Below are 26,708 nucleotides of genomic sequence, written 5' to 3'. Positions count from 1 at the left end.
CATGACCGAAAGGCATACGGGCCGACCATGGCGCAGCAAGAGACCGATGAGCGGGTCAGCGACGAGTTCATCGACGACACCCAGGACTGTGAGGAGCGGGAGCGGGCGTACCGTGAGCGCGGTACGGCCCGGCCGATCACCGTCGTGGGGCATCCGCTGCTGCACAAGGAGTGCCGGGACGTCACGGAGTTCGACGACAAGCTCGCGGCCCTCATCGACGACATGTTCGCCAGCCAGCGCGCGGCCGAGGGCGTCGGGCTCGCGGCGAACCAGATCGGCGTGGACCTGAAGGTCTTCGTGTACGACTGCATGGACGACGAGGGCGTGCGGCACGTCGGCGTCGTCTGCAACCCGGTGCTGGAGGAGCTCCCGGCGGACGCGCGGGTGCTGGACGACAACAACGAGGGCTGCCTGTCCGTCCCCACCGCCTACTGGGAGCTGCCGCGCCCGGACTACGCGGTGGTGCGCGGCCAGGACGCGTCCGGCCGGCCGATCGCGGTGCGCGGCACCGGGTATTTCGCCCGCTGCCTCCAGCACGAGACGGACCACCTCTACGGCCGCCTCTACATCGACCGCCTCTCCAAGCGGGACCGGAAGAAGGCCCTCCAGATGATGGCCGAGGGCACGCCGCGCTACGCAACGGTACCCAACGCGTAGGTGACGCGGGGGAGAAGAGCGGCGGGACGTCCCGGGGCGAGAGCCCTGGCGTCCCGCTCGCGCGGTTGACGCGCGTTGACCGATGGGTCACCCTCGGAGCTATCTCCCTCTCACCCCACGGAGGCGGCATGTACAGACGCGCGGTACGCGTCTTGCTCACGATTGTCATGGTCGCGTCAGCAGCGCTGATCGGGACCGTCACCACGGCCGGCACCGCCCACGCCGACGGCTGCTACACCTGGACCCGCACCCTCAGCCAGGGCATGTCGGGCGAGGACGTGCGGCAGCTCCAGATCCGGGTCTCCGGCTACCCCGGCTACGGCAACGTGCTCGCGATCGACGGCGCCTACGGCCCGGCCACGGCGGCGGCCGTCCAGCGCTTCCAGTCGGCGTACGGGCTCCCGGCCGACGGCGTCGCCGGCTCGCAGACGTTCAACAAGATCTACGCCCTCCAGGACGACGACTGCACGCCGATCCACTTCTCCTACGCGGAGTTGAACCGCTGCAACTCCGACTGGTCGGGCGGCGCCGTCAGCGCCTCGCAGGCGCGGGCGAACGCGCTGGTCAACATGTGGAAGCTGGAGGCGATGCGGCACGCCCTGGGCGACGTGCCGATCAACGTCAGCAGCGGCTTCCGGTCCTACGCCTGCAACAACGCGGTCGGTGGCTCCTCCACCAGCCGTCACCTGTACGGGGACGCCGTCGACCTGGTCGGCAGTCCGTCGCTGTGCACCCTCGCCCAGCGCGCCCGCTACCACGGCTGGCGCGAGATTCTGGGCCCGGGCTACCCGGGACACGGCGACCACACGCACGTCGCGCACAAGTCGTCCCAGACCTGGTCGGCGTCGAGCTGCGGCATCTGATCCACCGCATCTGATCCACCGCGTCCGGTCCACGGCGCCCGGCCGGCGACCCGCGGTCCGCCCCCGCCCGTACGGGGGCGGACCGTCCGCGTCGCCGGAAGCCGCCGGAAGCCGTCAGAAGTCGTCGTCGAACGAGACGGACCCCTCCACCGCCACCTGGTAGGCCGAGGCCCGGCGCTCGAAGAAGTTCGTCAGCTCCTGCACGTTCTGCAACTCCATGAAGGAGAACGGGTTCTCCGAGCCGAACACGGGCGCGCACCCGAGCCGGACCAGCCGCTGGTCGGCCACGCACTCCAGATACGCGCGCATCGACTCGGTGTTCATGCCGGGCAGCCCCTCGCCGCACAGGTCACGGGCGAACTGCAGCTCCGCCTCGACCGCCTCCCGCAGCATCGCGGTCACCTCGCGCTCCATCTCCGCGTCGAACAGGCCCGGCTCCTCGCGCCGGACCGTGTCCACCACCGAGAACGCGAAGTCCATGTGCATGCTCTCGTCGCGGAACACCCAGTTGGTGCCGGTGGCCAGGCCGTGCAGCAGCCCGCGCGACCGGAACCAGTACACGTAGGCGAAGGCGCCGTAGAAGAACAGGCCCTCGATGCAGGCGGCGAAGCAGATCAGGTTGAGCAGGAAACGGCGCCGGTCCGCCGCCGTCTCCAGCCGGGGGATCCGCTCCACCGAGTCCATCCAGCGGAAGCAGAACCGCGCCTTCTCCCGGATGGACGGGATGTTCTCCACGGCCGCGAACGCCGCCGCCCGCTCGTCCGGATCGGGCAGGTAGGTGTCCAGCAGCGTCAGGTAGAACTGGACGTGCACCGCCTCCTCGAAGAGCTGCCGGGACAGATACAGCCGCGCCTCGGGGGAGTTGATGTGCTTGTAGAGGGTGAGCACCAGGTTGTTGGCGACGATCGAGTCGCCGGTCGCGAAGAACGCCACCAGCCGGCCGATCAGGTGCCGCTCGCCCGGCGAGAGCTTCGCCAGGTCGGCCACGTCCGAGTGGAGATCGACCTCCTCCACCGTCCAGGTGTTCTTGATGGCGTCCCGGTACCGCTCGTAGAACTCCGGGTACCGCATCGGGCGCAGCGTCAGCTCGAAGCCCGGATCCAGCAGGTTCTTGACGGAGGGTCCGGCGGTCTCGGTGGTCACTGGCATGCCTCGCAGGACTCGGGGTTCTCCAGGGAGCAGGCGACGGCTGCCTCCGGCTCCGGGAGCGCCACACGGGCGGACTGGGCGGACTGGGCGATCCGGGTCGCGGGCCGGGAGCGCAGGTAGTACGTCGTCTTCAGGCCGCGCTTCCAGGCGTAGGCGTACATCGAGCTGAGCTTGCCGATGGTGGGCGCGGCCATGAACAGGTTGAGCGACTGGCTCTGGTCCAGATACGGCGTTCGGTCGGCGGCCATGTCGATCAGGGCGCGCTGCGGGACCTCCCACGCCGTGCGGTACAACTCCCGCACCTCGTCCGGCAGTCCGGGCAGCGCGGCCACCGACCCGTTCGCCTCGCGCAGCGCCTCGCGGGTGGCGGCGTCCCAGCGGCCCAGCCGCTTCAGCTCGGCCACCAGGTAGGTGTTGACCTGGAGGAACTCCCCGCTGAGCGTCTCGCGCTTGAACAGGTTGGACACCTGCGGCTCGATGCACTCGTACACCCCGGCGATCGAGGCGATGGTGGCGGTCGGGGCGATGGCCAGCAGCAGCGCGTTGCGCAGGCCGGTGCGGGCGACGCGGGCGCGCAGGGCGAGCCAGCGCGCGGGCCAGGCGGGCTCGGCGCCGGGGTAGTGGTCGGGGTGGAACACGCCGTGCGCGGTGCGGGTGTCGTCCCACGCCGGGAGCGGGCCGTGCCGCTCGGCCAGGCCGGCGGAGGTCTCGTAGGCGGCGAGCATGATCCGCTCCGCGATGCGGGTGGACAGCGCGCGGGCCTCGGGGGAGTCGAACGGCAGCCGCAGCCGGAAGAAGACGTCCTGGAGGCCCATCACGCCCAGACCGACCGGCCGCCAGCGGGAGTTGGCGGCGGCGGCCTGCCCGGTCGGGTAGTAGTTGATGTCCACGACCCGGTCCAGGAAGGTGACGGCGGTCCGGACGGTGGCGTCCAGCCGGTCCCAGTCCATCGCGCCGTCCGGGCCCAGGTGGGCCGCGAGGTTGACCGAGCCGAGGTTGCACACGGCGGTCTGGCCGTCGTCGGTGACCTCCAGGATCTCGGTGCAGAGATTCGAGGAGTGCACCACCGAGCCGGGCCGCGCGGTCTGGTTGGCGGTGCGGTTGGCCGCGTCCTTGAACGTCATCCAGCCGTTGCCGGTCTGCGCCAGGGTCCGCATCATCCGGGCGTACAACTGCCGGGCGGGCACGGTCCGCAGGGCGCGCCCCTCGGCCTCGGCCCGGCGGTAGGCCGCGTCGAACTCCTCGCCCCACAGGTCCACCAGCTCGGGCACGTCCACCGGGGAGAACAGCGACCAGGCGGTGTCCGCCTCGACCCGGCGCATGAACTCGTCGGGGATCCAGTGCGCGATGTTGAGGTTGTGGGTGCGGCGGGCCTCCTCCCCGGTGTTGTCCCGCAGCTCCAGGAACTCCTCGATGTCGGCGTGCCAGGTCTCCAGGTAGACGCAGGCCGCGCCCTTGCGCCGGCCGCCCTGGTTCACCGCGGCGACCGACGAGTCCAGGGTGCGCAGGAACGGCACGATGCCGTTGGACGTGCCGTTGGTGCCCCGGATCAGCGAACCCCTGGCCCTGATCCGGGACCAGGACAGGCCGATGCCGCCCGCGTGCTTCGACAGCCGGGCGATCTGGTGGTACCGCTCGTAGATCGAGTCCAGCTCGTCCCGGGGGGAGTCCAGCAGATAGCAGGAGGACATCTGCGGGTGGCGCGTCCCGGAGTTGAACAGGGTGGGGGACGACGGCAGATAGGCCAGGGAGCTGATCAGCCGGTAGAACGCGGTCACTTCCGCGAGCACCCGCGCGTCGTCGTCGTCCTCCGCGGCGAGGCCGCAGGCGACGCGGAGCAGGAAGTGCTGCGGGGTCTCGATGACCTTCCGGGTGGTGGGGTGCCGCAGCACGTAGCGGGACTCGACGGTACGCAGCCCGAAGTACTCGAAGCGGTCGTCCGCGCCGTCCGCGATCGCCTCCTCGACCAGGGCGTCCAGCCGCTCGGCGTGCCGGGCGGCGAACGCGGCCGTGCGGTCGGCGATCAGCCCTTCGCGGTGACCCACCGCGACCGACGCGGAGAACGACACCGCGCCCTGCCCGGCGGCCTCCTCCCGGATGGCGAGGGTGAGGAGCCGGGCCGCCAGCCGCGAGTACGCCGGGTCCTCCGCGATGAGCCCGGCGGCGGCCTCGATGGCGAGCGCCCGCGTCCCGGCCTCGTCCAGGCCGGGATGGCGCCCGCGCTCGACCGCCTCCGCCACCCGGCCGGGGTCGGCGGCGGGCAGATCGGCGGTCAGCTCGGCCAGCAGCCCGGCCGGCGTGCGCGACGGCGGCGCTGTGGCGGGCTCCACGGGTGCGATGGTCACTCGGTCTCTCCCTCGGTTCGCGGTGGCCCCGGCGCGGGCGGTGCGGGGGCGGGCGCGCGAGGGCATGCGTGTGCCAGGAGCTGTGACACAGCAAACACTTGACCGCGCGCCGTCCACCGGCCCGACGTGCGGGGCCCGGACACATGCGATGCCGTCCGCGGGGGCCGGACGCGCCGCGGGCAGCACGGAGCGGCCCGCGGCACACCGATGGGGAACAGTCCCGGACTCGCACCGGATTCCCTGCGGCGACAGCGAGTTGAGCATACATCTAGTGCTGGCGGATGCGAGAGCCCCTATATGTTGTGCCGTTGGTCTCGGCCAGGTGCAAGGTCAACTGCGAACGCGTGAAGGGTGAACCCCGGGATGGGCTCCCAGTCGCGCTCCGGCGCCCGAACGAACCCCAGCCGCCGATACAGCCGGTGCGCCGTGTGCAGATGCGACTGACTGGAAAGGACCACGCGCCGCAGCCCCCGGGCCCGGGCGCGTCGCAGGCACGCGCGCACCAGCGCCTCCCCGGCGCCCCGGCCGCGCGCCTCCGGACGCACCGCCAGCATCCGGAACTCCGCCTCGCCCTCGGCCGCGACCTCCGCCAGCTCCCCGCCGTCGCCCACGAACGTGACGGTGCCCAGCAGCTCGCCCTCCGCCCCGCCGTCCGCCGCCCCGTCCACCGCGACGAGCAGCTCGGCGCGCGCGGCGCGCCGCGCGGCGTCCCGCAGCTCCGTCAGATACTCGTCGGCCTCCCCGAACGTCAGCAGCCCGTCCCCGAGATACACCTGGGCGGTCAGCTCCCCCACCGCGCCGTACTCCTCCGGCCTGGCGTCCCTGATGGTGATGTCCATGCACGCAGTGTGACCGAGGGATCTGACAATTCCCCACCGGTTATCGCGCCGCCGGTGCCCGGTCACCGGGTGCGCAGCACGAAGAAGCCCGCTTCCTCCGCCAGGACCGCGTACCGGGCCCGCGGGTAGAGCTGCTGGGCGTACGCGACCACCGAGGCCGCGCTCCGGCCGGCGTCGTAGTAGGCGAGGTACTCCGGCGGCCCGCCGTCGCCCTGCCCGATCCAGAACACCCGGCAGCGGCCGGTGAGATGGGCGATCGGGCGGACGTTGGCCGCGACCTCGGCGCCGTCCGGCACCACCGCCAGCACCCGCGCGCCGGCCTCGGCCACCGGCCCCGCGCGATAGGTGTCGGCCCGGGTGAGCGCGGCCACCGGCAGCGCGGTGCTCAGCGCCAGCGCGGCGGCCACCACCGCGGCCGGCAGGTGGTGGACGTAGGAGCGCAGCCACGGCCGCGCGGAGGCGCGGGAGCGGTGCAGGGCGTCGGCGAGGGCGAGGACGACGGCGGGCATCAGCACGGCGCTGTAGTGCCAGTCGGTGCCCCAGTAGTGCGGCTCCTGGGAGACGAAGCGCCAGCCGAGGGTGGGCAGCGCCACCAGCAGCAGCGGTGAACGCAGCGCCAGCAGCCCGGTGGTGGGCACCAGCACCCACAGCAGCGTGCGGAACTTCTCCTCGCCCCCGGTGAGGAGCTGGTCGAGCGGACCGCCGCCGTCCTCGCCGAGCTTCGTCCAGTAGTCGTACGCGCCGCCCGTGTTGAAGGCCGGTATCACCACGGTGATGATCAGGGCGCAGGCCAGCACGCAGCACGCGGCGACGGCGAGCGCGGCGGTCGCGGCCCGGCGGTCGCCCCGGCCGCGGGCGCGGAGCGCGACGACGGCCGCGATGGCCGCGGCCGTCATCCCCAGGTCCTCCTTGACCAGCAGCAGCGGCAGGGTCCAGCACAGGGCGGCGCGCCACCGCTCGCGCAGCACGGCCTCCAGGGCGAAGGCGATGAGCGGGACGGCGAAGCAGATCTCGTGGAAGTCGAAGTCGACGGCGCGCTGCACGCCCCACGACAGCCCGTACGCGACGCCGAGGGCCGCGCCCCTGGCCCGTCCGAGGAGGAACGCGGCGGCGCGGGTGACCGGGACGACGGAGAGCGCGAACAGGGCGGCCTGGGCGACGAGCAGGGTCACCGGGGTCGGGAACACCCGGTAGAACGGGGCGATCAGCGCGGTGACCGGGCTGAAGTGGTCGCCGAGGATGGGGAATCCGGCGCCCTTGAGGTCGGAGACGGGGGCGTCGAGGTGGGCGTAGGACCGGATGACCTGCTCGAATATCCCCAGGTCCCAGGACCGGGTCTCGAAGCGGCGGTAACGGGTCACCGACAGCGTGGCGTAGACGGCGAAGAAGCCCAGTGCCAGCAGCACGGGTTCGTGCCGGGCCCACCGGCCGGCGCGCCGGTCGCGGGGGGTGTGGTCGTGGTCATCGAGGCACCGGGGGAGGAGGCGGTCACCGGTCGGGGGCCGGGGATCTCTGCTGCGAATACGCTCCGGAGGCCGCCCGCGGTTGACAACGCGCGGGCAAAAATACGGTCCCGAGCCGCCCGTTCACGAGGAGTGACGGACGGACGGCCCGGGACCCGATGTCAGCAGCAGCCGCGGTGGTGGCCGCCGCGGGGGTCGGCGTAGCGGTCGTCCACCCGGCGGCGTTCGAACTCGCGGCGGGACAGGACGCGGGCCGCCGGGTCCGCGCGGCGGGCCCGTGCCACGTAGCGGTCGTAGGCGTTCTCCCCCGTGAGTTCGGTGACGTACCACCACAGCCAGGCCGCGGCCCGGCGTGGTGCGGTGGTCAGCTTCACTCGCGTGCCTCCTTCTCGGGGATGCCGCCGCCCGGCCCGAGACCGGCCGCGGCGAGTTCGGCCCGCTCCGCGCGGGTCGGGACGAGTCCGGCGGGGGCGATCAGCCGGGACGGCGTGTACGGCGCCTCGCGCAGGCGCGCCGAGGCGGGGTTCCGTATCGCCTTCAGGCATACCCGGAGGGCGTCGGCGAAGACCACCAGGACGAGCAGCGCGAGTCCGGCGGAAAGGACGGCGTCCACCGTGGCGTTGTTCACAATGGTCCGCATGTCGCCCATGTCCTGGGCGCCGGTGAGCAGGGTGCCGCTGTCGATGCCGTCCTGGTACAGGTCGCGGCGGGCGAGGAAGCCGACGGCCGGGTCGCCGGAGAACACCTTCTGCCAGCTCGCCGTCAGCGTGACCAGCGACACCCACGTCAGCGGCAGCAGGGTGACCCAGACGTGCCGCAGGCGGCCCGACTTCACCAGCAGGACCGTGCAGATGGCGAGGGCCACGGCCGCCAGGAGCTGGTTGGAGATGCCGAAGACGGGATAGAGCGTGTTGATGCCGCCGAGCGGGTCGTTGACCCCGACCCACAGCAGCGAGCCCCACAGCGCCACCACCAGCGCGCTGGTCAGCAGCACCCCGGGCAGCCAGGACGAGGAGCGCAGCCGCCCGAGCCGGGGATGGACGCTCGCCAGCGCGTCCTGGAGGATGAACCGGCCCACGCGGGTGCCCGCGTCGATCGCGGTCAGGATGAACAGCGCCTCAAACATGATCGCGAAGTGATACCAGAAGCTCATCATGCTGTCCCCGCCCAGGACATCGGCCAGGATCGCGGCCAGCCCGAGCGCCAGCGTCGGCGCCCCGCCCGTGCGGGACAGCAGCGAGCTCTCCTCCACCGACTCGGCGGCGGCGGTGAGTTGCTCCGGGGTGAGGGTGAAGCCCCAGGAGGAGATGGTGTCCGCCGCCGACTGGACGGTGTCGCCGATGACGGCGGGCGGCGCGTTCATCGCGAAGTACACGCCGGGGTCCAGCACGCAGGCCGCCGTGATCGCCATCATCGCGACCGAGGACTCCATCAGCATGGCGCCGTAGCCGATGGTGCGGATCTGGGTCTCCTTCTGGATCATCTTCGGGGTGGTGCCCGAGGAGATCAGCGAGTGGAAGCCGGAGACGGCGCCGCAGGCGATGGTGATGAAGACGAACGGGAAGAGCGAGCCGGCGAAGACCGGCCCGTCGCCGTTGCCCGCGAAGTCGGTGACGGCCTCCATCTTCAGGCCGGGCAGCGTGACCAGGATGGCGAGGGCGAGCAGCCCGATGGTGCCGATCTTCATGAACGTCGACAGGTAGTCGCGCGGGACCAGCAGCAGCCACACCGGCATCACCGAGGCCGCGAAGCCGTAGATCACCAGCCAGATCACCAGCGTCCTGGGGTCCAGGGTGAACGCGGCGGCGAGGTCGGACTCCGCGACCCAGCGGCCCCCGGCGATGACGAGCAGCAGCAGCGCCACCCCGATGACGGTGACCTCGGCCACCCGCCCCGGGCGCAGACAGCGCAGGTAGACGCCCATGAACAGGGCGATGGGGATGGTCATGCCGACCGAGAACGCGCCCCAGGGCGACTCCGCCAGGGCGCTGACGACGACCAGGGCCAGCACCGCCAGCAGGATGATCATGATGGTGAAGATCGCTATCACCGCGGCGACACCGCCGACCGGGCCGATCTCCTCGCGGGCGATCTGGCCCAGGCTCTTGCCGTCGCGCCGGGTGGAGAAGAAGAGCACCACCATGTCCTGCACGGCCCCGGCGAAGATGACGCCGACGATGATCCAGATGGTGCCGGGCAGGTATCCCATCTGCGCCGCGAGCACCGGGCCGACCAGCGGCCCCGCGCCCGAGATGCCGGCGAAGTGGTGGCCGAGCAGCACCCGCCGGTCGGTCGGGTGGTAGTCGAGGCCGTCGTTCAGGCGCTCGGCGGGCGTGGCCCGGGTGGGGTCGGCTCTGAGCACCCGGGTGGCGATGTAGCGGGCGTAGAAGCGGTACCCGATGGCGTAGGACCCGAGCGCGGCGGCGATCATCCACGCGGCGGAGACGTCCTCGCCGCGGGAGAGCGCCAGCATGGCCCAGCCGATCGCGCCGGCGGCGGCGACCGCGGTCCAGACGGCGACGGACCGCACGCGGGACGCGTGCGTCGGGTGTGGGGGTGGGGATTGCACGTGGTTTCCTCCGGCCTGTCCTCCTCGACTGACAGGCCCGGAATCTAGGCCAGGAGCGGCGGGAAGACCATGGGGGGCGAGGACTGCCCCGCGGCGGCCGGTGCCGCCGCGCCGGATCGTCAGGGGCGGGGCCGCTCCAGGTTCGCCACGAACTTGTACCGGTCGCCCCGGTACACCGAGCGCACCCACTCCACCGGCTCGCCGCGGGTGTCCCGCGAGTGCCGGGAGAGCATCAGCATCGGCAGCCCGACGTCCGTGCCGAGCAGCCCGGCCTCGCGCGGATTGGCCAGCGAGGTCTCGATGGTCTCCTCGGCCCGCGCCAGGTGGACGCCGTACACCTCGGCCAGCGCCGTGTAGAGCGAGGAGTACCGCACCAGGCTGCGGCGCAGCGCGGGGAAACGCTCCTGCGACAGGTGCGTGGTCTCGATCGCCATCGGCTCGCCGCTGGCCAGGCGCAGCCGCTCGATGCGCAGCACCCGGCCGCCCTCGGGCAGTTCGAGGAGGCGGCTGAGCCGTTCGTCGGCGGTGATGTAGCCGATCTCCAGCAACTGCGAGGTCGGCTCCAGCCCCTGGGCGCGCATGTCCTCGGTGTAGGAGGTGAGCTGGAGCGCCTGGGAGACCTTGGGCTTGGCGACGAACGTGCCCTTGCCCTGGATCCGTTCGAGGCGCCCCTCGACCACCAGCTCCTGGAGCGCCTGGCGGACGGTGGTGCGCGAGGTGTCGAACTCGGTGGCCAGCGTCCGCTCCGGCGGCACCGGCGTGCCCGGCGGCAGCGTCTCGGTCATCTCCAGCAGGTGGCGCTTGAGGCGGTAGTACTTCGGGACGCGGGCGGAGCGGGTGCGGTCCGGGCCCTCGGGGCCCTGGCCGGCCGGGCCGTTCGTCGTCGCTCCGCCGTCCGCGGCCATGGCCCGCCTTCCCGAGTCGTTCCGTTCTCCCGTCACCGGATCCTCCGAGACATCGCCGCTCAATCGTGACACGGGCGCCAGAAGCGTGGCGCCTCCGGACAGATGTCGGTCCGGTAACGGACGGCGGCCCCCCGCTCGTGGACCCTTGACACCCTCACTTGGTCCAGTCCAAGCTCCGCTGCAACTGGTCTACACCTCTTGTCCACACCACCAGCACCACCGGAGGGTGAAGTGAAGCGCAAGCTGATCGCCGCCATCGGCGCGGCGGCCCTCGCGGCCACCGTCGCCGCCTGCGGCACCGGCGACAGCGGCGGGGGCGGCGGCGACTCCCTCACCGTGTGGCTGATGGACGGATCCGCCCCGCAGGGCTGGCTCGACGAGCTCAACGCCGCGTTCGAGGCCGAGCACGGCGTCCGGGTCGACGTCCAGATCCAGCAGTGGGACGGCATCCAGGACCGGGTCGTGACGGCCCTGTCCGAGGACGGCACCGTCGACGTCCTGGAGATCGGCAACACCCAGACCGTCGGGTACGCCACCGCCGGCGGCCTGGCCGACCTCGGCGGCCTCGCCGACGAGCCGTGGAACGAGAACATGCTGGCGTCCGCCCAGGTGGACGACACCCTCTACGCCGTGCCCTGGTACGGCGCCAACCGCGTCGTCATCTACGACAAGAGCGTCTGGGCCGACGCCGGCGCCGAGGTGCCCACCACCCGCGAGGAGTGGATCGAGGCCCTGGAACTGATCGAGGAGCACACCGACGCCGAGCCCATCTACCTGCCCGGCCAGAGCTATTACGTGCTCGGCGGCTTCATCGCGGACGAGGGCGGCGCCTTCGCCGTCGAGAACGGCGACGCGTGGGCCGGTGCCCTGGCCACCCCCGAGGCCGAGGCCGGGATGGACTTCTACCGCGAGCTCCAGGCGTTCTCCGACTCCCCGACCGACAACGACGAGGCGTCCCCGCAGCAGTCCACCGAGGTCGCGCCCAACCAGGAGGTGGCCTCCTGGATCGGCCTGGGCTGGGAGGCGAACAGCGCCGTCGCCGCCATCGAGGAGCAGGGCGGCGAGGCCGACTTCGGCTACTTCCCGATCCCCGGCAAGACCGCGGACGAACCCGGCCACGTCTTCCTCGGCGGCTCCAACCTCGCCGTCTCCGAGCGGGCCGGCGACAAGGACCTGGCGACCCGGTGGCTGCGGATGGCCACCTCCCGGGAGTGGACGCGGAAGTTCGTCGACGCCTACGACGACGGCGTGGTGCCGGGCCGCGCCGACGTCACCGCCGAGCCCGCGGCCGGCAGCTTCGCCGAGGCCATGGTCCGGTCCGCCGGTGCCGGCTTCCTGCCGCCGCTGACCACCGGCTGGGCCAACGTGGAGGCGCCGCCCAACCCCATCAAGGAGCTGATGACCAAGGCCCTCGACGGCGACGACTACCGGTCCGCCGCCGAGGAGGCCGACGCGGAGATCACCGCCCGCATCAACCGCGAGTAGCCCGCGCCCCGTTCGGTGCCGCCGGGCCACCGTCCGGCGGCACCCGCCGTCCGCACCGTCCCGCCGGAGGAGGCCCCCGCATGACCGCGCCCATCCCCAAGGCCCCGCCCCGGGCGCCGGGTCCGCCGGCCGCGAGCACCCCGGGCCCGCCGGCCCGGCGCCGGAGACCGGCGGGCTGGCTGCCGTACCTGCTGCTCGCCCCGGCGGCCGGGGCCCTGCTCGCGGTCCTCGGCTACGCGCTGGTCCGCAACGTCCTCATCTCCTTCCAGGAGTTCGGCCGCCGCCAGCTCATCTCCCGCACCACCGCGTGGACCGGCCTCGACAACTACCGCGCCGTCGTGGAGAACGAGCGGTTCTGGGACTCGGTCGCGCGGACCTTCGGCTTCATGGTCGTCAACGTCGTGCTCATCGTGGTCATCGGCACCCTGGTCGGCCTGCTGCTCGGCGCCCTCGGCCGCCGGATGCGGCTGCTGCTGTCCGTCGCGCTGGTCGCCGCCTGGGCGATGCCCGTCATCGCCAGCACCACCGTCTTCCAGTGGCTGTTCGACACCCAGTTCGGCGTCGCCAACTGGGCCATGCGCGGTCTCGGCTTCTCCGGCTACGACCAGCACAACTGGTTCGCCACCGGCACCTCCACGCTCGCCATCGTCACCGTGCTCATCGTGTGGGCGTCCGTGCCGTTCGTCGCGCTCAACCTCTACGCCGGACTGACCACCATCAGCGGCGAGATCCACGAGGCCGCCCGCGTGGACGGCGCCTCCGGCGGGCGGATCTTCTGGTCCGTCACCGCGCCGATCCTGCGGCCGTTCTTCCTGATCACCACGTTCCTGGAGATCATCTGGGTCTTCAAGGCGTTCACCCAGATCTACGCCATGAACGGCGGCGGCCCCGACCGCGAGTCCGAGACGCTGCCCGTCATGGCCTACATCGAGGGCATGGGCCAGACCCAGTACGGCACGGCCGCCGCGATCTCCGTGCTCACCCTGGTCATCCTCCTGGTCGCCATGTCCTTCTACTTCCGCCTGATCCTGAAGCAGGAGAAGGAGCAGGAGCGCTGATGAGACCCTCCACGACGCGCCGGATCTGGCTCAACGGCACCGCGCTGGCGCTGTCCGCGCTGTTCCTCTTCCCCGTCTACTGGATGTTCGCCACCTCCTTCAAGAGCAACTCCCAGGTGCTGACGAAGGATCCGGTGTTCCTCTTCACGCCCACGTTCGACCACTACGCCACCGCCACCGGCGTGGACCTGTTCTGGACGTACGTCGGCAACAGCCTCGCCGTCACCGCCGGCGCCGTCCTGCTGGCCCTCGTCGTCGCGCTCGCCGCGAGCTACGCCCTGGCACGGATGCGGTTCCGCGGCCGGCGCGGCATGGTCCTGGCCGTGATGACGGCCCAGATGGCGCCCTGGGAGATCCTCATCATCGTGGTGTACCTCAACGCCCGCGACGCCGAGGCCCTCAACAGCCTGGCCTTTCTCACCCTCGTCTACTTCGTGATGGCCCTGCCGTTCACCATCTGGACGCTGCGCGGCTTCATCGCCGCCGTGCCCAGGGAACTGGAGGAGTCCGCGATGATCGACGGCTGCGGGCGCGCCCAGGCGTTCTTCCACGTCATCTTCCCGCTGCTCGCCCCCGGCCTGATGGCGACCTCGCTGTTCGGCTTCATCCTGGCGTGGAACGAATACGCCATGGTGCTCGTGCTCAACAAGGCGCCCGACAAGGCCACGCTGCCGCTGTGGCTCACCCAGTTCCAGACCAACTTCGGCAACGACTGGGGCGCGACCATGGCCGCCTCCTCCCTGTTCACCGTCCCGGTCCTGCTCGTCTTCCTCCTCCTCCAGCGACGCGTCACCGGCGGCCTGGCCGCGGGCGCGGTGAAGGGATAGCGCCCGCCCATGACGATCGCCGCGCACGCCGCCGACACCCTCACCCGCGACGCGCTCGCCGTCCTCCAGCCGGCGTTCACCGGCACCACCACCGCGCCCCCCTGGCTGCTGCGGCAGTTGGAGAACGGGATGACCGGCGTCGGCCTGTTCGGCAGGAACGTCGTCTCGCCCGGACAACTGGCGGGCCTCACCGCACAGTTGCGCCGGGCCAACCCGGACGTCCTGGTCGCGATCGACGAGGAGGGCGGCGACGTCACCCGGCTGGAGGTGCGCACCGGCTCCTCGTTCCCCGGCAACCTGGCCCTCGGCAGCGTGGACGACCCCGGACTGACCCGCGCCGTCGCCGCCGAGCTGGGCCGCCGCCTCCGCGCGGTCGGCGTCACCCTCAACTGGGCGCCGGACGCCGACATCAACACCGACCCGCGCAACCCGGTGATCGGTGTCCGCTCCTTCGGCGCCGACCCGGCCCTGGTCGCCCGCCACACCGTCGCCTACGTCGAGGGCCTCCAGAGCGCGGGCGTCGCCGCCTGCGTCAAGCACTTCCCCGGCCACGGCGACACCAGCGTCGACTCCCACCTCGCGCTGCCCCGCGTCGACACCGACCTCGCCACCCTCCACGCCCGCGAGCTGGTGCCGTTCAAGGCCGCCGTCGCGGCCGGCGCCCGGTCCGTGATGAGCGCCCACATCCTGCTGCCCGCCCTCGACCCCGACCGCCCCGGCACCCTCAGCCCCGCCGTGCTCACCGGCCTGCTGCGCGCCCCGGAGAGCGCCGGCGGCCTCGGCTTCCAGGGGCTGATCTTCTCCGACGCCCTCGAAATGCGGGCCGTCGCCGGCACCTACGGCCTCGACCGGGGCTGCGTCCTGGCCGTCGCCGCCGGGGCCGACGCCGTCTGCGTCGGCGGCACCCCCTCCGACGAGGCCGAGGTGCTGCGCCTGCGCGACGCCCTGGTCCGGGCCGTCCGCGCGGGCGAGCTGTCCGAGGAGCGGCTGCACGACGCGGCGGAACGGGTGCGCGCCCTGGCCCGCTGGACCACCGCGGCCCGGCGCGACACGGCCGGCGGGACACCGGCCCCGGCCGGGGACGTCGGCCTGACCGCCGCCCGCCGCGCGGTGCGCGTCACGCCCGCCCCCGGCGCGGGCCCGTACGCGCCGCCGACCGGTCCCGCCCAGGTCGCCGTCCTCACGCCCGCCGTCAACATCGCGGTCGGCGCCGACACCCCCTGGGGCGTCGCCGCCGAACTGGTCAGGCTGCTGCCGGGCACCCGCGCCGGCACCTTCGGCCGGGGCGACGCCGAGCGGGCCGGGCCCGGGGCCCTGGCCGCCCGCGTGCTGGACGCCGCCGCCGGCCGGCCCCTGGTCGTCGTCGTCCGCGACGTCCACCGCCACCCGTGGATGGCCGCCGTGCTCGGCGCGCTGCTGGCCGCCCGCCCCGACGCGGTCGTGGTCGAGATGGGCGTGCCGCACGCCCCGCCCGCCGGCCGCCTGCACCTCGCCACCCACGGCGCCGCCCGGGTCTGCGCCCTGGCCGCCGCCGAGATCATCACCGGACGGCTCACCACCCAGCCCTAGGAGGCACCCACCATGTCCGCGACCCCGCCGGGACGGCTGATGTCCGGCGAGATGGCCGAGCAGCCGGCCGTGCTCCGCCGCCTGCTCACCGAGGGCGCGCCACGGATCCGCGACGTCGCCGCCCGCATCGCGGCCCGCCGCCCGCGCTTCGTCCTGCTCACCGCCCGGGGCACCTCGGACAACGCCGCCCTGTACGCCAAGTACCTGATCGAGATCGTGCTCGGCAAGCCGTGCGGCCTGACGTCCATGTCCACCACGACCGCCTACGGCGCCACGCCCGACCTCACCGACTGCCTCGTCGTCGCCGTCAGCCAGTCCGGCGGCTCGCCCGACCTGGTGGCCTCCACCACGGCCGCCCGCGCGGCCGGCGCCGTCACCCTGGCCGTGACCAACAACGGGGACTCCCCGCTCGTCCGGGCCGCCGAGTTCCACATCGACGTGCTCGCCGGGCCGGAACGGGCCCTGCCGGCCACCAAGACCTACACCGCCGAACTGCTCGCCCTCTACCTCCTGGTCCAGGGCCTGCGCGGCGCCGACGGGGCGCCCGCCGCCGGTCGGCTGCCCGGCCTGGCCGAGGCCGTCCTCGCCCGCCGGGACGAGATCCGGCGGCTCGCCGCCCGCTACCGGTTCGCCCAGCGGATGGTGCTCACCTCGCGCGGCTACGGCTACCCGACCGCCAAGGAGGCCGCGCTGAAGCTGATGGAGACCAGTTACATCCCGGCCCTGTCCTACTCGGGCGCCGACCTGCTGCACGGCCCGCTGGCCATGGTCGACAACGTCTCGCCGGTGATCGCGGTCGTCCCCGACGGCCGGGGCGGCACGGCGCTGCGGCCCGTGCTGGACCGGCTGCGGGAGCGGGGCGCCGATCTGGTGGTGATCGGGCCGGAGGCGGCGGTGGCGGCGGCCTCCGCGGGCTTCGCGCTGCCCACCGGGGGCGTGCCCGAGGAGCTCCAGCCCGTCCTGGAGATCCTCCCGCTCCAGCGCCTCGCCTACGAGGTGACCCTCGCGCGGGGCCAGGACCCGGACGCGCCCAGGGCGCTGGCGAAGATCACGGAGACGAGCTGAGCGGGGCGGAGAGCCGCCGGATGCGGGGCGGAAGCCCCGGAAGCACCCACGGGCCGCGGCGCCGGGGAGGGACCCTCAACCCTCTCGGCACCGCAGCCCGGAGCGATTTGCGGGCCCGGGACGCCGTCAGGGCAGAGAGCGTCTCGGGACCTCGCTCTGCTCTCCTGTGCGGGGAGAGCAGAAGTCCTGCGTCTGCTCCTCCATTCTGGACCGCGCTCGCGCGATGTGTCCATGCTCTGAACGCGGTTCCCGACGTATTTACCTCTACGTCATCGACTCTTGTACTACGGGACCCGTGTGCGTGGCCCCCGGTAAGCTCGCGGGTGTGCCCTCCATGAACGACCTCGTCCGCCAGCACACCGAACTCGGGGAGAGCGACCTCGAGTGGCTGCATCTGCTGGTCTCCGAGTGGCAGCTCCTCTCCGATCTCTCCTTCGCGGACCTGGTGCTGTGGCTGCCGACCTCCGACGGCGCCCGCTACGTCTCCGTGGCGCAGATGCGGCCCAACACCGGTCCCACGTCGTACCAGGACGACATGGTCGGGCACCTCGTCCCGCGCGGCCGGCGCCCGCTGCTCGACGTCGCCCTCGACGAGGGCCGCATCGTGCGCGAGGGCGACCCGGAGTGGCGCGAAGAGGTGCCGGTGCGCGTGGAGTCCATCCCGGTCCGCCGCGAGGGCCGGGTGCTGGGCGTCATCGCCCGCAACACCAACCTGCTGACCGTGCGCACCCCCAGCCGCCTGGAGCTCACCTATCTCCAGAGCGCCGCCGACCTGGCCCAGATGATCGCCGGCGGGGCCTTCCCGTTCCCCGGCCAGCAGGTCGGCATGGACCGGGCGCCGCGCGTCGGGGACGGCTTCATCCGGCTGGACGCCGAGGGCGTGGTGCAGTACGCCAGCCCCAACGCCCTGTCCGCCTACCACCGTCTCGGCCTGGCCGCCGACCTGGTGGGCCTGCCGCTGGGCCCGACCACCGCCGAACTCGCCCCGACGCGCGGCCCGGTGGACGAGTCGCTGGTCAAGCTGGCCAGCGGCTACGCCCCCAGGGAGGCGGAGATCGAAGGCAAGGACTGCGTCGTCCAGTTGCGCGCGATCCCGCTCAAGCCCAAGGGCGAGCGCATCGGCTCGCTGATCCTGCTCCGCGACGTCACCGAGCTGCGGCGCCGGGAGCGGGAGTTGATGACGAAGGACGCCACCATCCGGGAGATCCACCACCGGGTGAAGAACAACCTCCAGACCGTGGCCGCGCTGCTGCGCCTCCAGTCCCGGCGCATCGGCGCGACCGGCGACAGCCGGGCCAGGGCCGCGCTGGACGAGGCGGTGCGCCGGGTCGGGTCCATCGCCATCGTGCACGAGACGCTCTCGCAGAACCTGGACGAGCGGGTGGAGTTCGACGAGATCGCGGACCGGGTGATCGCCATGGTGGGCGAACTCTCCCCGGACGGCCGGGTCGTCGGGCGCCGCACCGGCCGCTTCGGGATTCTCGACGCCGAGACCGCCACGCCGCTGTCCATGGTGCTCACCGAAGTCCTCCAGAACGCCCTGGAACACGCGTTCCCGGCGGGGGAGCGGGGCTCCATCGAGGTGGGCGCGCGCCGCCCGGACTCCCCCAAGGACCCGGACCGGCTGCTGGTCACCGTCCAGGACAACGGGCGCGGCCTGCCGGAGGACTTCGATCCGCGCAGCGACGGGAATCTGGGGCTCCAGATCGTCCGGACGCTGGTGGAGGGGGAGTTGGGCGGCCGGTTCGACATGCTCGCGGCCGAGGGCGGCGGCACCCGCGTGGTGCTCGACCTGCCGCTGGAACAGCAGAAGCGCTGAACGGCCCGGGTCCCGGAACGCGTTGAGCCCCGTCCCGCGATGACAGGGTTCGCGGGCCGGGGCTCAACGCTCGATCGCGATATGCACCTCGGGTGCTGCGCGTGCTACGGCTCGGGGCAGCAAATGGGGGTCAGGCGCTCGCCTTGCGCGCCCGGTTGCGGGCGGCGCGGCGCTTCATGGCGCGGCGCTCGTCCTCGCTCATTCCGCCCCAGACACCGGAGTCCTGGCCGGACTCCAGGGCCCACTGCAGGCACTGCTCCATGACGGGGCAGCGGCGGCAGACGGCCTTGGCTTCCTCGATCTGCAGCAGCGCAGGACCGGTGTTGCCGATGGGGAAGAAGAGCTCGGGGTCCTCCTCGCGGCAAACGGCGCTGTGACGCCAGTCCATGTCTGCTCCATCTCCTGCACGTTGCAGTTACATTGCTTGTGAATGTGAACGCTTTCACGAATCCCCCCACAAATACAAGCCGTTACTCAAGCGTCTTCACATGGAGACCCTCGCTGCGGACCCGCAGAGGTGGAGAAGAGGATTCGGGCTCTCAAGGGGGCCGATGGTTCGGCCGTCCCGATCGCCATGAAGAGGTTCGCAAACCTCGGGCGTCGGCACAACCCCTTCCAGCAAGTTTTTTTTGAATCCTCGGTGTCGCCTAGCTCACAGCCCTACTTCCCTCGGGTGGAGGCTGCGCTAAACGTTCGAGTGGAAGGACTTTTGCCGGTTCCGCTCACACAATCACACGCAGTGCACGGTGCACGCCTGTGAACGACACACTCGTGCGGACCCCCAGGTGGTCCCCGTCGAGCTGAAACGGGAGTGGCACCTGCGATTGCAAGGTGAACGCGGATTCGTCGTGCAGTGACACCACGTGCTTGCCGTGCGGCCCGCGCTCGGGTGACGAACGCAACAACTGCGTTCCGTACCGGGTCAGCGCGGCGGACGACAGGCGCGACAGCGCCAGCACGTCCAGACCGGTGTCGAACGACGCCCTCGGCGCCGCGAAGACCGGGCGGTTGCCCAGGAACGTCCACGGAGCCGTGTTGCACACTATCGACAACGCCAGCTTCTCAACAGGGTTCTGCCCCGGCCGAATCAGCGAGATCGTGCCCCGCGTGCGCCGCGGGTCGCCGAAGAACTGCCGCATCGCCTGCCGCAGATACAGCGCGTGCGTGGACCGTTTCCCCCGCTCGCGCTGGGATTCGACCCGCCCGACCACGCCCGCGTCGAAGCCGTATCCCGCGCAGAACGTGAACCAGCGGGCCGGCGTCTCGGCGTCCGCCGTGCCCGGCGTCCCGGTGGCCAGGCCCAGGCCGATCGCGCGCTCGGACCCGGCGTGCAGCGCCGACAGCAGCGCGCCGGTGGCCTCCACCGCGTGGTTCGGGTAACCCAGCGCGCGGGCGAAGACGTTGGTGGAACCGCCGGGGACGACCGCGAGGCGCGGCAGGTCGCCCGTGTCGGGCCCGTGGTGCAGCAGCCCGTTGACCACCTCGTTCACCGTACCGTCGCCGCCGAGGGCGATCACCACGTCCGCGGTCCCCTGCTCGGCGGCCTGCCGGGCCAGCTCCCTGGCGTGCCCCCGGTACTCGGTCTCCGCGACCTCCAGCTTCAGGTCGCTGGCGAGCGCGTGGGTGAGAACGTCGCGGGTCCGCGCACTGGTGGTGGTGGCGACCGGGTTGACCACGAGAAGTGCGCGCATGGGAAGCAGAGTACCCAGGCCAGGGCGGGGGAGGCGCGGTCGGTGGGGGATACGCTGGCCCGGTGAGCGAGAAGAGCGCCGAAGAGACCGCGCGGTCTGTCATCGAGCGTCCGCGCAGGGTGAGCGTGGCCGCCGCGCTGAGCGGAGTGCAGGGGCTGGTGCTCGTCGTGCTCGGGATCGTCATGACCGGCGTCGCCGTGGCCGGCGACTCGGCGGATCTCGCCCAGGCCGTGACGGGCGCCGTCACGCTGCTCGCCCTGGCCGCGCTGCCGCTCGCGGCGGGGCGCGGGCTGTGGCTGCTGCGGCGCTGGAGCCGCGGCCCGGCCGTGATCATGCAGCTTCTGGCGCTGCCCATCGCCTTCACCCTGCTGGGCAGCGGCGGCCTGTGGCCGCTGGCGGCGGTGGCCCTGGCGGCGTCCGCGGTGACCGTGCTGGCATGCCTGATGAACCCCACGGCGACCGAGGCCCTGGGCATCGGCCCCCGGGAGGGCTGAGCAGCGGGCCGGGCGGGAGAGGCGAGCCGGGAGAGGCGAGCGGGGCGTCGGGGCGCTACTCCTCCACCAGCAGCTTCTCGCGCAACTGGGCCAGGGTGCGGGCCAGCAGGCGGGAGACGTGCATCTGCGAGATGCCGACCTCCTGCGCGATCTGCGACTGCGTCATGTTCCCGAAGAAGCGCAGCAGCAGGATCTTCTTCTCGCGCGGCGGCAGCTCCTCCAGCAGCGGCTTGAGCGACTCCCGGTACTCCACGCCCTCCAGCGCGTCGTCCTCGGCGCCCAGGGTGTCCGCCACGGCCGGGGACTCGTCGTCGGTGTCCGGCACGTCCAGCGACAGCGTGCTGTACGCGTTCGCCGACTCCAGACCCTCCAGCACGTCCTCCTCCGAGATGCTCAGCCGCTCGGCCAGCTCGTGCACCGTGGGCGCGCGGCCGTGCTGCTGGGACAGCTCGGCGGTCGCCTGGCTCAGCGACAGCCGCAGCTCCTGGAGCCGGCGCGGCACCCGCACCGCCCAGCCCTTGTCCCGGAAGTGCCGCTTGATCTCGCCGACGACCGTGGGGGTGGCATAGGTGGAGAACTCGACGCCGCGGTCCGGGTCGAACCGGTCCACGGACTTGATCAGGCCGATGGTGGCGACCTGGGTCAGGTCGTCCAGCGGCTCCCCGCGGTTCCTGAAGCGGCGGGCCAGGTGCTCCACCAGGGGCAGATGCATCCGGACCAGCCTGTTGCGCAGCTCGGCGCGCTCCGCCGAGCCGTCGGGGAGCTTGCGCAGCTCGATGAAGAGGTCGCGCGCCGCGCCCCTGTCCTGCGGGTCCGCCGCCGCGCGCCGCCGCGCCGCCGTGCTCGGCTGCTTCGCCGGCTCCGGCCGCTCGGCGCGCTCCGCGGGCGCGGCCCGCTCCGTCTGTCCGGTCCGCCCTGTCTGTCCGGGAATGGCAGCGCCGGTCGCTTCCCGCCCGGCCGTCGCCGCCGTCTGATCCACTTCGTTCACCTCGGCCCCCTCGTCCCCTGGCGGCCCCTGCGCGCCGGTCACGGCGCTCCGGGGGCGGCGCCGCGCTTCTTGTGCAGGCTGATGCTGACCGTCTTGTCCTCACCGACGGCCGATTCGACCTCGCCCGCGAGCGCCGTCAGAACCGTCCAGGCGAAGGTGTCCCGCTCGGGCGCGTGCCCTTCGGTGGTGGGCGCCGATACCGTCACCCGCAGGGCGTCTCCGACCAGTGTGAACACGCAGTCGAGCACGCTGCCGGGAATCGCCTGCTGGAGCAGGATGGCGCAGGCCTCGTCCACCGCGATGCGGAGATCCTCGATCTCGTCGAGGGTGAAGTCCAGCCGGGCCGCGAGACCGGCCGTGGCCGTGCGCAGGACCGACAGATAGGCACCAGCCGCCGGCAGCCGGACTTCCACGAAGTCCTGCGATCCGGGCTCACCTGGGATTGGGGACACCCTCACCTCCACAGAGACTCTCAACCGTTGAGCGCTCCCGGCACCGCTTCCGGTGGCCTGGCGCGCCCTGCGACGCTATCGCGATCCATGGCGCGCTGTCGCCTGCGCTTCAGCGGGGCTTCCGTCGTGACCACCTCGGCGGTATTACTCATCGTAACGCATTCGGTGCATAGTGTGGCCAGCCGGGAAGCGTCAATTCCTGTGATTCTTCCCGGCGTTGTGCGCCTCCGGTACGCGGCGCCCCGTGATGACCGCTGATCGTACTGGGCGGTGGCCGTCCCGCCGTCACGCCCAGCCGTGCAGCGTGATCCCCGGCCCGTCCGCACCGAGGCAGCGCTCGATGACGCGGTCCGCCGAGAAGACGATCTCCTCGGGGATCTCGCGGGTGCTCACCCAGGCGACCCGGGAGTGCTTGTGGGGCTCCGCGTTGACCAGGGTGCCGCGCCACCGGTGGGTGACGAAGACGACCGTGAGAAATCCGTTCGGTGACTCGACGCCGTGCGCCGCGTGGATCACGTGCGCCAGCCTGAGGTCGGCCGGGTCGACCGTCAGGCCGGTCTCCTCCTTCAGCTCGCGGACCGCGGTCGCCGTGATGGGCTCGCCCGGATCGCTCTTGCCGACGGGCAGGTCCCACAGGCCGCGCCCGAACTTCGCCTCGGGGCCGCGCTGGAGGAGCACGATCCGGTCGGTCTCCCGGTCGTGGACGACGACCGCCGCCACGAGCAGGGTCATGGACGCCGTGGCGGGGGGCAGGGGGCTGGTCGCGCTGAACATGGGCCAAGCGTAAGCGCCGCGGCCGACAACGGGCCGGGGCGCTCAACTCGGCGTCACCGCCGCCTGCTCAGGGCGCCAGGACGTCGAGTTCGCGCAGGGCGCCGAGGGTGATCTCGCGGGTCAGGCTCTCCGCGCGGGCCGCGTCGCCCGCGCGGATCGCCTCGGCCACCTGGACGTGGAGGGTGACGGCGGCCGGGTCGGGGTCCTCGAACATCACGTGGTGGTGGGTCCGGCCGGTCAGCACGGCGGCGACCACGTCCCCGATCGGCGCGAACATCTCGTTGCCCGAGGCGCGCAGCACCACGCGGTGGAACGCCACGTCGTGCACGAGGTACGCCTCCAGCCGCCCGCCCCGGGAGGTGGCGACCATGCCGAGCGCGTGCTCGGTCAGCTCCGCGCACTGCTCGGGGGTGGCGTTCCGCGCCGCGAGACCGGCGGCCACCGGCTCAACGGCCAGCCGCAGCACGGTCAGTGACCGCAACTGCCGTGGCCGGTCCGCGCCGGAGAGGCGCCAGCCGATGACGCGGGGGTCGTAGACGTTCCACTCCCCGGCGGGGAGCACGGTCACCCCGACGCGGCGGCGGGACGCCACCAGCCGCATCGACTCCAGGACCCGGATCACCTCGCGGACGACCGTGCGCGAGACGTCGTACCGCTGGGCCAGCTCGTCGGTGCGCAGCACGCTGCCCGGGGGGTACTCGCCGGCCGTGATCGCGGGACCGAGGCTGTCCAGCACGCGGGCGTGCTGTCCGCTCATGGGCACAGCCTATGTCCCGGCCTGCCCGTCCCAAAAAATACTACTTATTGGTCACCGGCTCTTGAATAAGTCGTACCTCATCGGTTTCAGTGAGGTGACGGGCAGAAGAGCCACGCAGCGAAGCGGTCGACGAGGACATCGAGGTGTGTGCGTCATGGGACATCCGCCGGTGGTCGTGGTCATGGGCGTGACCGGGACCGGCAAGACGACGATCGGGATCAGGCTCGCCGACGCCCTCGGCGTTCCCTACGCCGAGGGCGACGACTTCCACGCGCCCGCCAGCATCGCCAAGATGACGGCCGGCGTCCCGCTGGACGACGCCGACCGGTGGCCATGGCTGGACACCATCGGGCGGTGGGCCGCCGAACGCGCCGCGGACGGTGGGGTGGTGAGCTGCTCGGCCCTCAAACGCGTCTACCGCGACCGGCTGCGCGCCGCCGCGCCGGAGCTGTTCTTCGTCCACCTCACCGCCGACCGGGAGCTGATCCACCGGCGGATGGTGGAGCGCAAGGGCCACTACATGCCGCCCTCGCTGCTCGACTCGCAGCTCGCCGCCCTCGAGCCGCTCGGCGCGGACGAGTCCGGTGCCGCCGTCGACGTCTCCGGCCCGCCCGAGGCCACCGCCGGCCTGGCCCTCGCCGCCGTCCGCGGCGCGAGAGACCCACGACCCTGACCGGGTCCGACCCTTCGAGGACACCGCACCATGAACAGTCGTCTCAGCGTTGAGACCCTGGCGGCCGGTGCCGCCGAGCCGATCACCTCGGCGGGCGACGCCCGCCTCGGGATCGCCGTGCTGGCGGGCATCGCCGTCATCGTCCTGCTCATCACCAGGCTGCGGGTGCACGCCTTCCTCGCGCTGACGATCGGTTCGCTGGCGCTGGGCGCGTTCGCCGGGGCGCCGCTGGACAAGGCGATAGCCAGCTTCACCGCCGGTCTCGGTTCGACGGTCGCGGGCGTCGGCGTCCTGATCGCGCTCGGCGCCGTCCTCGGCAAGCTGCTGGCGGACTCCGGCGGCGCCGACCAGATCGTGGACACCATCCTGGTCCGGGCGAGCGGCCGGACGATGCCGTGGGCCATGGTGCTGATCGCCAGCGTCATCGGTCTGCCGCTGTTCTTCGAGGTCGGCATCGTGCTGCTGATCCCCGTGGTGCTGCTGGTCGCCCAGCGCGGCGGCTACTCGCTGATGCGCATCGGTGTCCCCGCCCTGGCCGGGCTGTCGGTGATGCACGGCCTGGTCCCGCCGCACCCCGGGCCGCTGGCGGCGATCGACGCCGTGGACGCCAACCTCGGCGTCACCCTGGCCCTCGGCGTGCTCGTCGCGATCCCGACCGTCGTGATCGCCGGCCCGGTGTTCTCCCGCTTCGCCGCCCGCTGGGTGGACGTTCCCGTGCCCGAACGCCTCGTTCCGCGGCGCCCGTCGGAGGACCTGGCCACCCGCCCCGGCTTCGGCGCGACCGTGGCCACCGTGCTGCTGCCCGTGGTGCTGATGCTGTCGCACGCGCTGGTGGAGGTCGTGGTGGACGACCCGGCGGCGCGGATCCAGCGGATCACGGCCGTGATCGGCGCGCCGCTGATCGCGCTGCTCGCCGCGGTGATTGTTGGCATGTTCACACTCGGTCGGGCGGCGGGCTTCACGCGTGAACGCCTCTCCGCCACCGTCGACGGCTCCCTCGCCCCCATCGCGGGCGTGCTGCTGATCGTCGGCGCGGGCGGCGGGTTCAAGCAGACGCTGATCGACGCGGGCGTCGGGCGGATGATCCTGAACCTCTCCGAGGACTGGTCGATCCCGGCCCTGCTGCTCGGCTGGCTGATCGCGGTCGCCATCCGCCTGGCCACCGGCTCCGCCACGGTCGCCACGATCTCCGCCGCCGGTCTGGTGGCCCCGCTCGCCGCCGACATGTCGACCACCCACACGGCCCTGCTGGTCCTCGCGATCGGCGCCGGCTCGCTCTTCTTCAGCCACGTCAACGACGCCGGTTTCTGGCTCGTGAAGGAGTACTTCGGGATGAGCGTGGGGCAGACGATCAAGACCTGGTCGGTGATGGAGAGCGTGATCTCGGTCGTCGCGCTGGCGTGCGTGCTGCTGCTGTCCCTGGTCCTGTAGCGCCGCGCCGCGCGCACGTCACAGCCGCGTCACGAACGCCCCACCGGCCTCCCTGGCGCCGGAGGCGCACGGCAAACTCCTCCCGGAACAACCGCACTTGAGGGGGACCACCAGCATGCGTTTCCGTGCCACCACCGCGACCGTCGCCGCCGTCATGGCGGTCCTGCTCACCGTCAGCGCCTGCGGGGGCGGCGGCGGGAAACGGAACCGGCTCGGGGGCGGCGACGACGACGCCGGCAGCAGCGCGAGCGGCGGCGGCTCCGACAGCGACGCGGGCGGGAGCGGCGACATCGGGGACGAGCCCTCGGGGCCGACGACCACGGAACTGTCGCCGGGCCAGTCCTACACGTGGGAGGAGGACGGCCTCACCGTCACCGTCGGACCGGCCACCGTGTACACCGGCAGCGACCCGGCGGACTTCGTGACCCCGGGGGAGACGCCGTTCACGGTGGACGTCACGATCCTGAACGAGGGCACCGAGCCGGTCGACCTGGCAGACCTCCGCTTCATGGCCGAGACCCCCGGCGGCACCACCGCCTCCCCGGCCACCGTCGGTGGCGCCGGGTTCCTGGAGGGCGCGCTGGCCCCCGGCGGGACCGAGGAGGCCGTGCAGGCCTGGAGCCTGGACACCGCCGCGCACGGCAGCGACGTGGTGATCACCGCGTCCTGGTTCGTGAGCATCGACTCCCCGCGGTGGGCCACGACGATCAGCTAGGGCCTGTCTTTCGGATCTTCGCGGATCAGGCCGCGGCGTCTGGCTCCCCCGGGCCCCTCGGGGGCCCGGGAGGTACCCCCATGCGCTGGCAAGGCGCCGGATCGCAGCTCGTACTTGTCC

25 protein-coding genes are annotated in these 26,708 nt (G+C 72.4%); 12 read left to right on the top strand and 13 right to left on the bottom strand.

From position 1 onward, the window contains the following. The first annotated feature begins 27 nt into the window (after window positions 1-27). The gene (gene def / locus ACSNOC_RS00400) at window positions 28-657 is read left to right on the top strand and encodes a peptide deformylase (protein WP_436745139.1); all 630 of its coding nucleotides are present in this window, start codon (window positions 28-30) and stop codon (window positions 655-657) included. 128 nt (window positions 658-785) lie between these two features. Next, window positions 786-1,520 (top strand): D-Ala-D-Ala carboxypeptidase family metallohydrolase, encoded by a 735-nt coding sequence (locus ACSNOC_RS00395; RefSeq protein WP_436745138.1) that lies wholly within the window; start codon window positions 786-788, stop codon window positions 1,518-1,520. A 114-nt stretch (window positions 1,521-1,634) separates the two neighbouring features. Here ACSNOC_RS00395 and ACSNOC_RS00390 read toward each other — a convergent pair whose 3' ends face one another. The 7 genes from ACSNOC_RS00390 to ACSNOC_RS00360 form a co-directional block, all read right to left on the bottom strand. Then, window positions 1,635-2,669, bottom strand: a complete 1,035-nt coding sequence (locus ACSNOC_RS00390) for a ribonucleotide-diphosphate reductase subunit beta (protein WP_436745137.1) — start codon at window positions 2,667-2,669, stop codon at window positions 1,635-1,637. Further along, window positions 2,660-5,014: a ribonucleoside-diphosphate reductase subunit alpha gene (locus ACSNOC_RS00385; RefSeq protein ID WP_436745136.1), complete on the bottom strand. Its 2,355-nt coding sequence runs from the start codon at window positions 5,012-5,014 to the stop codon at window positions 2,660-2,662. The genes ACSNOC_RS00390 and ACSNOC_RS00385 overlap by 10 nt, the downstream gene beginning before the upstream one ends. Before the next feature lie 293 nt (window positions 5,015-5,307). Then, window positions 5,308-5,853 (bottom strand): GNAT family N-acetyltransferase, encoded by a 546-nt coding sequence (locus tag ACSNOC_RS00380; RefSeq protein WP_436745135.1) that lies wholly within the window; start codon window positions 5,851-5,853, stop codon window positions 5,308-5,310. Window positions 5,854-5,915: 62 nt separating this feature from the next. Continuing rightward, entirely contained in the window at window positions 5,916-7,259 is a 1,344-nt protein-coding gene (locus ACSNOC_RS00375) for a DUF2079 domain-containing protein (protein ID WP_436745134.1), read from the bottom strand. A gap of 218 nt (window positions 7,260-7,477) precedes the next feature. Then, entirely contained in the window at window positions 7,478-7,690 is a 213-nt protein-coding gene (locus ACSNOC_RS00370) for a YbdD/YjiX family protein (RefSeq protein ID WP_436745133.1), read from the bottom strand. Beyond that, window positions 7,687-9,789, bottom strand: coding sequence for a carbon starvation CstA family protein (locus tag ACSNOC_RS00365; RefSeq protein ID WP_436745184.1), 2,103 nt, complete (start codon window positions 9,787-9,789; stop codon window positions 7,687-7,689). Before ACSNOC_RS00365 ends, ACSNOC_RS00370 begins: the two co-directional genes overlap by 4 nt. Window positions 9,790-10,004: 215 nt before the next feature. Continuing rightward, complete coding sequence (locus tag ACSNOC_RS00360) at window positions 10,005-10,790, bottom strand: GntR family transcriptional regulator (RefSeq protein ID WP_436745132.1); 786 nt, start codon at window positions 10,788-10,790, stop codon at window positions 10,005-10,007. A gap of 231 nt (window positions 10,791-11,021) precedes the next feature. On the opposite strand from ACSNOC_RS00360, the gene ACSNOC_RS00355 reads away from it, so the two are divergent. The 6 genes from ACSNOC_RS00355 (at window position 11,022) to ACSNOC_RS00330 (ending at window position 18,613) form a co-directional block, all read left to right on the top strand. After that, window positions 11,022-12,275, top strand: a complete 1,254-nt coding sequence (locus tag ACSNOC_RS00355) for an extracellular solute-binding protein (RefSeq protein ID WP_436745131.1) — start codon at window positions 11,022-11,024, stop codon at window positions 12,273-12,275. Window positions 12,276-12,355: 80 nt separating this feature from the next. Next, entirely contained in the window at window positions 12,356-13,333 is a 978-nt protein-coding gene (locus ACSNOC_RS00350; RefSeq protein ID WP_436745130.1) for a carbohydrate ABC transporter permease, read from the top strand. Continuing rightward, window positions 13,333-14,160, top strand: coding sequence for a carbohydrate ABC transporter permease (locus ACSNOC_RS00345; protein WP_436745129.1), 828 nt, complete (start codon window positions 13,333-13,335; stop codon window positions 14,158-14,160). Before ACSNOC_RS00350 ends, ACSNOC_RS00345 begins: the two co-directional genes overlap by 1 nt. A 9-nt stretch (window positions 14,161-14,169) precedes the next feature. Continuing rightward, a complete protein-coding gene (locus tag ACSNOC_RS00340) occupies window positions 14,170-15,729 on the top strand; it encodes a glycoside hydrolase family 3 protein (protein WP_436745128.1) in 1,560 nt (519 codons plus the stop codon). A gap of 12 nt (window positions 15,730-15,741) precedes the next feature. Further along, window positions 15,742-16,794 (top strand): SIS domain-containing protein, encoded by a 1,053-nt coding sequence (locus tag ACSNOC_RS00335; protein ID WP_436745127.1) that lies wholly within the window; start codon window positions 15,742-15,744, stop codon window positions 16,792-16,794. 334 nt (window positions 16,795-17,128) lie between these two features. Then, on the top strand, window positions 17,129-18,613 hold the full coding sequence (locus ACSNOC_RS00330) for a sensor histidine kinase (RefSeq protein ID WP_436745183.1): 1,485 nt from the start codon (window positions 17,129-17,131) through the stop codon (window positions 18,611-18,613). A 130-nt stretch (window positions 18,614-18,743) separates the two neighbouring features. On the opposite strand, the gene ACSNOC_RS00325 is transcribed toward ACSNOC_RS00330, so the two are convergent. Next, a complete protein-coding gene (locus ACSNOC_RS00325) occupies window positions 18,744-19,001 on the bottom strand; it encodes a WhiB family transcriptional regulator (protein WP_059012246.1) in 258 nt (85 codons plus the stop codon). Between the two features lie 334 nt (window positions 19,002-19,335). Further along, window positions 19,336-20,304, bottom strand: coding sequence for a diacylglycerol/lipid kinase family protein (locus tag ACSNOC_RS00320; RefSeq protein WP_436745126.1), 969 nt, complete (start codon window positions 20,302-20,304; stop codon window positions 19,336-19,338). A gap of 62 nt (window positions 20,305-20,366) precedes the next feature. Between ACSNOC_RS00320 and ACSNOC_RS00315 the strand changes: the two genes are divergently transcribed. After that, on the top strand, window positions 20,367-20,798 hold the full coding sequence (locus tag ACSNOC_RS00315; protein WP_436745125.1) for a hypothetical protein: 432 nt from the start codon (window positions 20,367-20,369) through the stop codon (window positions 20,796-20,798). A gap of 55 nt (window positions 20,799-20,853) precedes the next feature. Here ACSNOC_RS00315 and ACSNOC_RS00310 read toward each other — a convergent pair whose 3' ends face one another. From ACSNOC_RS00310 to ACSNOC_RS00295, 4 genes are all read right to left on the bottom strand, one after another. Continuing rightward, window positions 20,854-21,786, bottom strand: coding sequence for an RNA polymerase sigma factor SigF (locus ACSNOC_RS00310; RefSeq protein ID WP_436745124.1), 933 nt, complete (start codon window positions 21,784-21,786; stop codon window positions 20,854-20,856). Between the two features lie 38 nt (window positions 21,787-21,824). Beyond that, a complete protein-coding gene (locus ACSNOC_RS00305) occupies window positions 21,825-22,238 on the bottom strand; it encodes an anti-sigma regulatory factor (protein WP_326596766.1) in 414 nt (137 codons plus the stop codon). A gap of 285 nt (window positions 22,239-22,523) precedes the next feature. Further along, entirely contained in the window at window positions 22,524-23,012 is a 489-nt protein-coding gene (locus ACSNOC_RS00300; protein ID WP_436745123.1) for an NUDIX domain-containing protein, read from the bottom strand. 67 nt (window positions 23,013-23,079) lie between these two features. Beyond that, complete coding sequence (locus ACSNOC_RS00295) at window positions 23,080-23,769, bottom strand: FadR/GntR family transcriptional regulator (protein WP_436745122.1); 690 nt, start codon at window positions 23,767-23,769, stop codon at window positions 23,080-23,082. A 154-nt stretch (window positions 23,770-23,923) separates the two neighbouring features. Between ACSNOC_RS00295 and ACSNOC_RS00290 the strand changes: the two genes are divergently transcribed. From ACSNOC_RS00290 to ACSNOC_RS00280, 3 genes are all read left to right on the top strand, one after another. Next, window positions 23,924-24,442, top strand: coding sequence for a gluconokinase (locus ACSNOC_RS00290; protein WP_436745121.1), 519 nt, complete (start codon window positions 23,924-23,926; stop codon window positions 24,440-24,442). A gap of 30 nt (window positions 24,443-24,472) precedes the next feature. Next, a complete protein-coding gene (locus tag ACSNOC_RS00285) occupies window positions 24,473-25,873 on the top strand; it encodes a gluconate:H+ symporter (RefSeq protein ID WP_436745120.1) in 1,401 nt (466 codons plus the stop codon). Window positions 25,874-25,988: 115 nt separating this feature from the next. Next, complete coding sequence (locus ACSNOC_RS00280; protein ID WP_436745119.1) at window positions 25,989-26,588, top strand: hypothetical protein; 600 nt, start codon at window positions 25,989-25,991, stop codon at window positions 26,586-26,588. Window positions 26,589-26,708: the final 120 nt, after the last annotated feature.

The sequence above is a fragment of the Streptomyces sp. URMC 129 genome (genome assembly GCF_051386415.1).
Lineage (GTDB): Bacteria > Actinomycetota > Actinomycetes > Streptomycetales > Streptomycetaceae > Streptomyces.
The sequence above is the reverse complement of the archived record's forward strand: the minus strand, read 5'-3'. Positions and strand labels throughout refer to the sequence as shown.

Excerpts from the sequence above, each read along its gene's own strand:
- def (WP_436745139.1), top strand. The coding sequence starts at position 28 with ATGGCGCAGCAAGAGACCGATGAGCGGGTCAGCGACGAGTTCATCGAC.
- ACSNOC_RS00395 (WP_436745138.1), top strand. The coding sequence starts at position 786 with ATGTACAGACGCGCGGTACGCGTCTTGCTCACGATTGTCATGGTCGCG.
- ACSNOC_RS00390 (WP_436745137.1), bottom strand. The coding sequence starts at position 2,669 with ATGCCAGTGACCACCGAGACCGCCGGACCCTCCGTCAAGAACCTGCTG.
- ACSNOC_RS00380 (WP_436745135.1), bottom strand. The coding sequence starts at position 5,853 with ATGGACATCACCATCAGGGACGCCAGGCCGGAGGAGTACGGCGCGGTG.
- ACSNOC_RS00365 (WP_436745184.1), bottom strand. The coding sequence starts at position 9,789 with ATGCTGGCGCTCTCCCGCGGCGAGGACGTCTCCGCCGCGTGGATGATC.
- ACSNOC_RS00360 (WP_436745132.1), bottom strand. The coding sequence starts at position 10,790 with ATGGCCGCGGACGGCGGAGCGACGACGAACGGCCCGGCCGGCCAGGGC.
- ACSNOC_RS00350 (WP_436745130.1), top strand. The coding sequence starts at position 12,356 with ATGACCGCGCCCATCCCCAAGGCCCCGCCCCGGGCGCCGGGTCCGCCG.
- ACSNOC_RS00345 (WP_436745129.1), top strand. The coding sequence starts at position 13,333 with ATGAGACCCTCCACGACGCGCCGGATCTGGCTCAACGGCACCGCGCTG.
- ACSNOC_RS00340 (WP_436745128.1), top strand. The coding sequence starts at position 14,170 with ATGACGATCGCCGCGCACGCCGCCGACACCCTCACCCGCGACGCGCTC.
- ACSNOC_RS00335 (WP_436745127.1), top strand. The coding sequence starts at position 15,742 with ATGTCCGCGACCCCGCCGGGACGGCTGATGTCCGGCGAGATGGCCGAG.
- ACSNOC_RS00330 (WP_436745183.1), top strand. The coding sequence starts at position 17,129 with ATGAACGACCTCGTCCGCCAGCACACCGAACTCGGGGAGAGCGACCTC.
- ACSNOC_RS00325 (WP_059012246.1), bottom strand. The coding sequence starts at position 19,001 with ATGGACTGGCGTCACAGCGCCGTTTGCCGCGAGGAGGACCCCGAGCTC.
- ACSNOC_RS00320 (WP_436745126.1), bottom strand. The coding sequence starts at position 20,304 with ATGCGCGCACTTCTCGTGGTCAACCCGGTCGCCACCACCACCAGTGCG.
- ACSNOC_RS00300 (WP_436745123.1), bottom strand. The coding sequence starts at position 23,012 with ATGTTCAGCGCGACCAGCCCCCTGCCCCCCGCCACGGCGTCCATGACC.
- ACSNOC_RS00295 (WP_436745122.1), bottom strand. The coding sequence starts at position 23,769 with ATGAGCGGACAGCACGCCCGCGTGCTGGACAGCCTCGGTCCCGCGATC.
- ACSNOC_RS00290 (WP_436745121.1), top strand. The coding sequence starts at position 23,924 with ATGGGACATCCGCCGGTGGTCGTGGTCATGGGCGTGACCGGGACCGGC.
- ACSNOC_RS00285 (WP_436745120.1), top strand. The coding sequence starts at position 24,473 with ATGAACAGTCGTCTCAGCGTTGAGACCCTGGCGGCCGGTGCCGCCGAG.
- ACSNOC_RS00280 (WP_436745119.1), top strand. The coding sequence starts at position 25,989 with ATGCGTTTCCGTGCCACCACCGCGACCGTCGCCGCCGTCATGGCGGTC.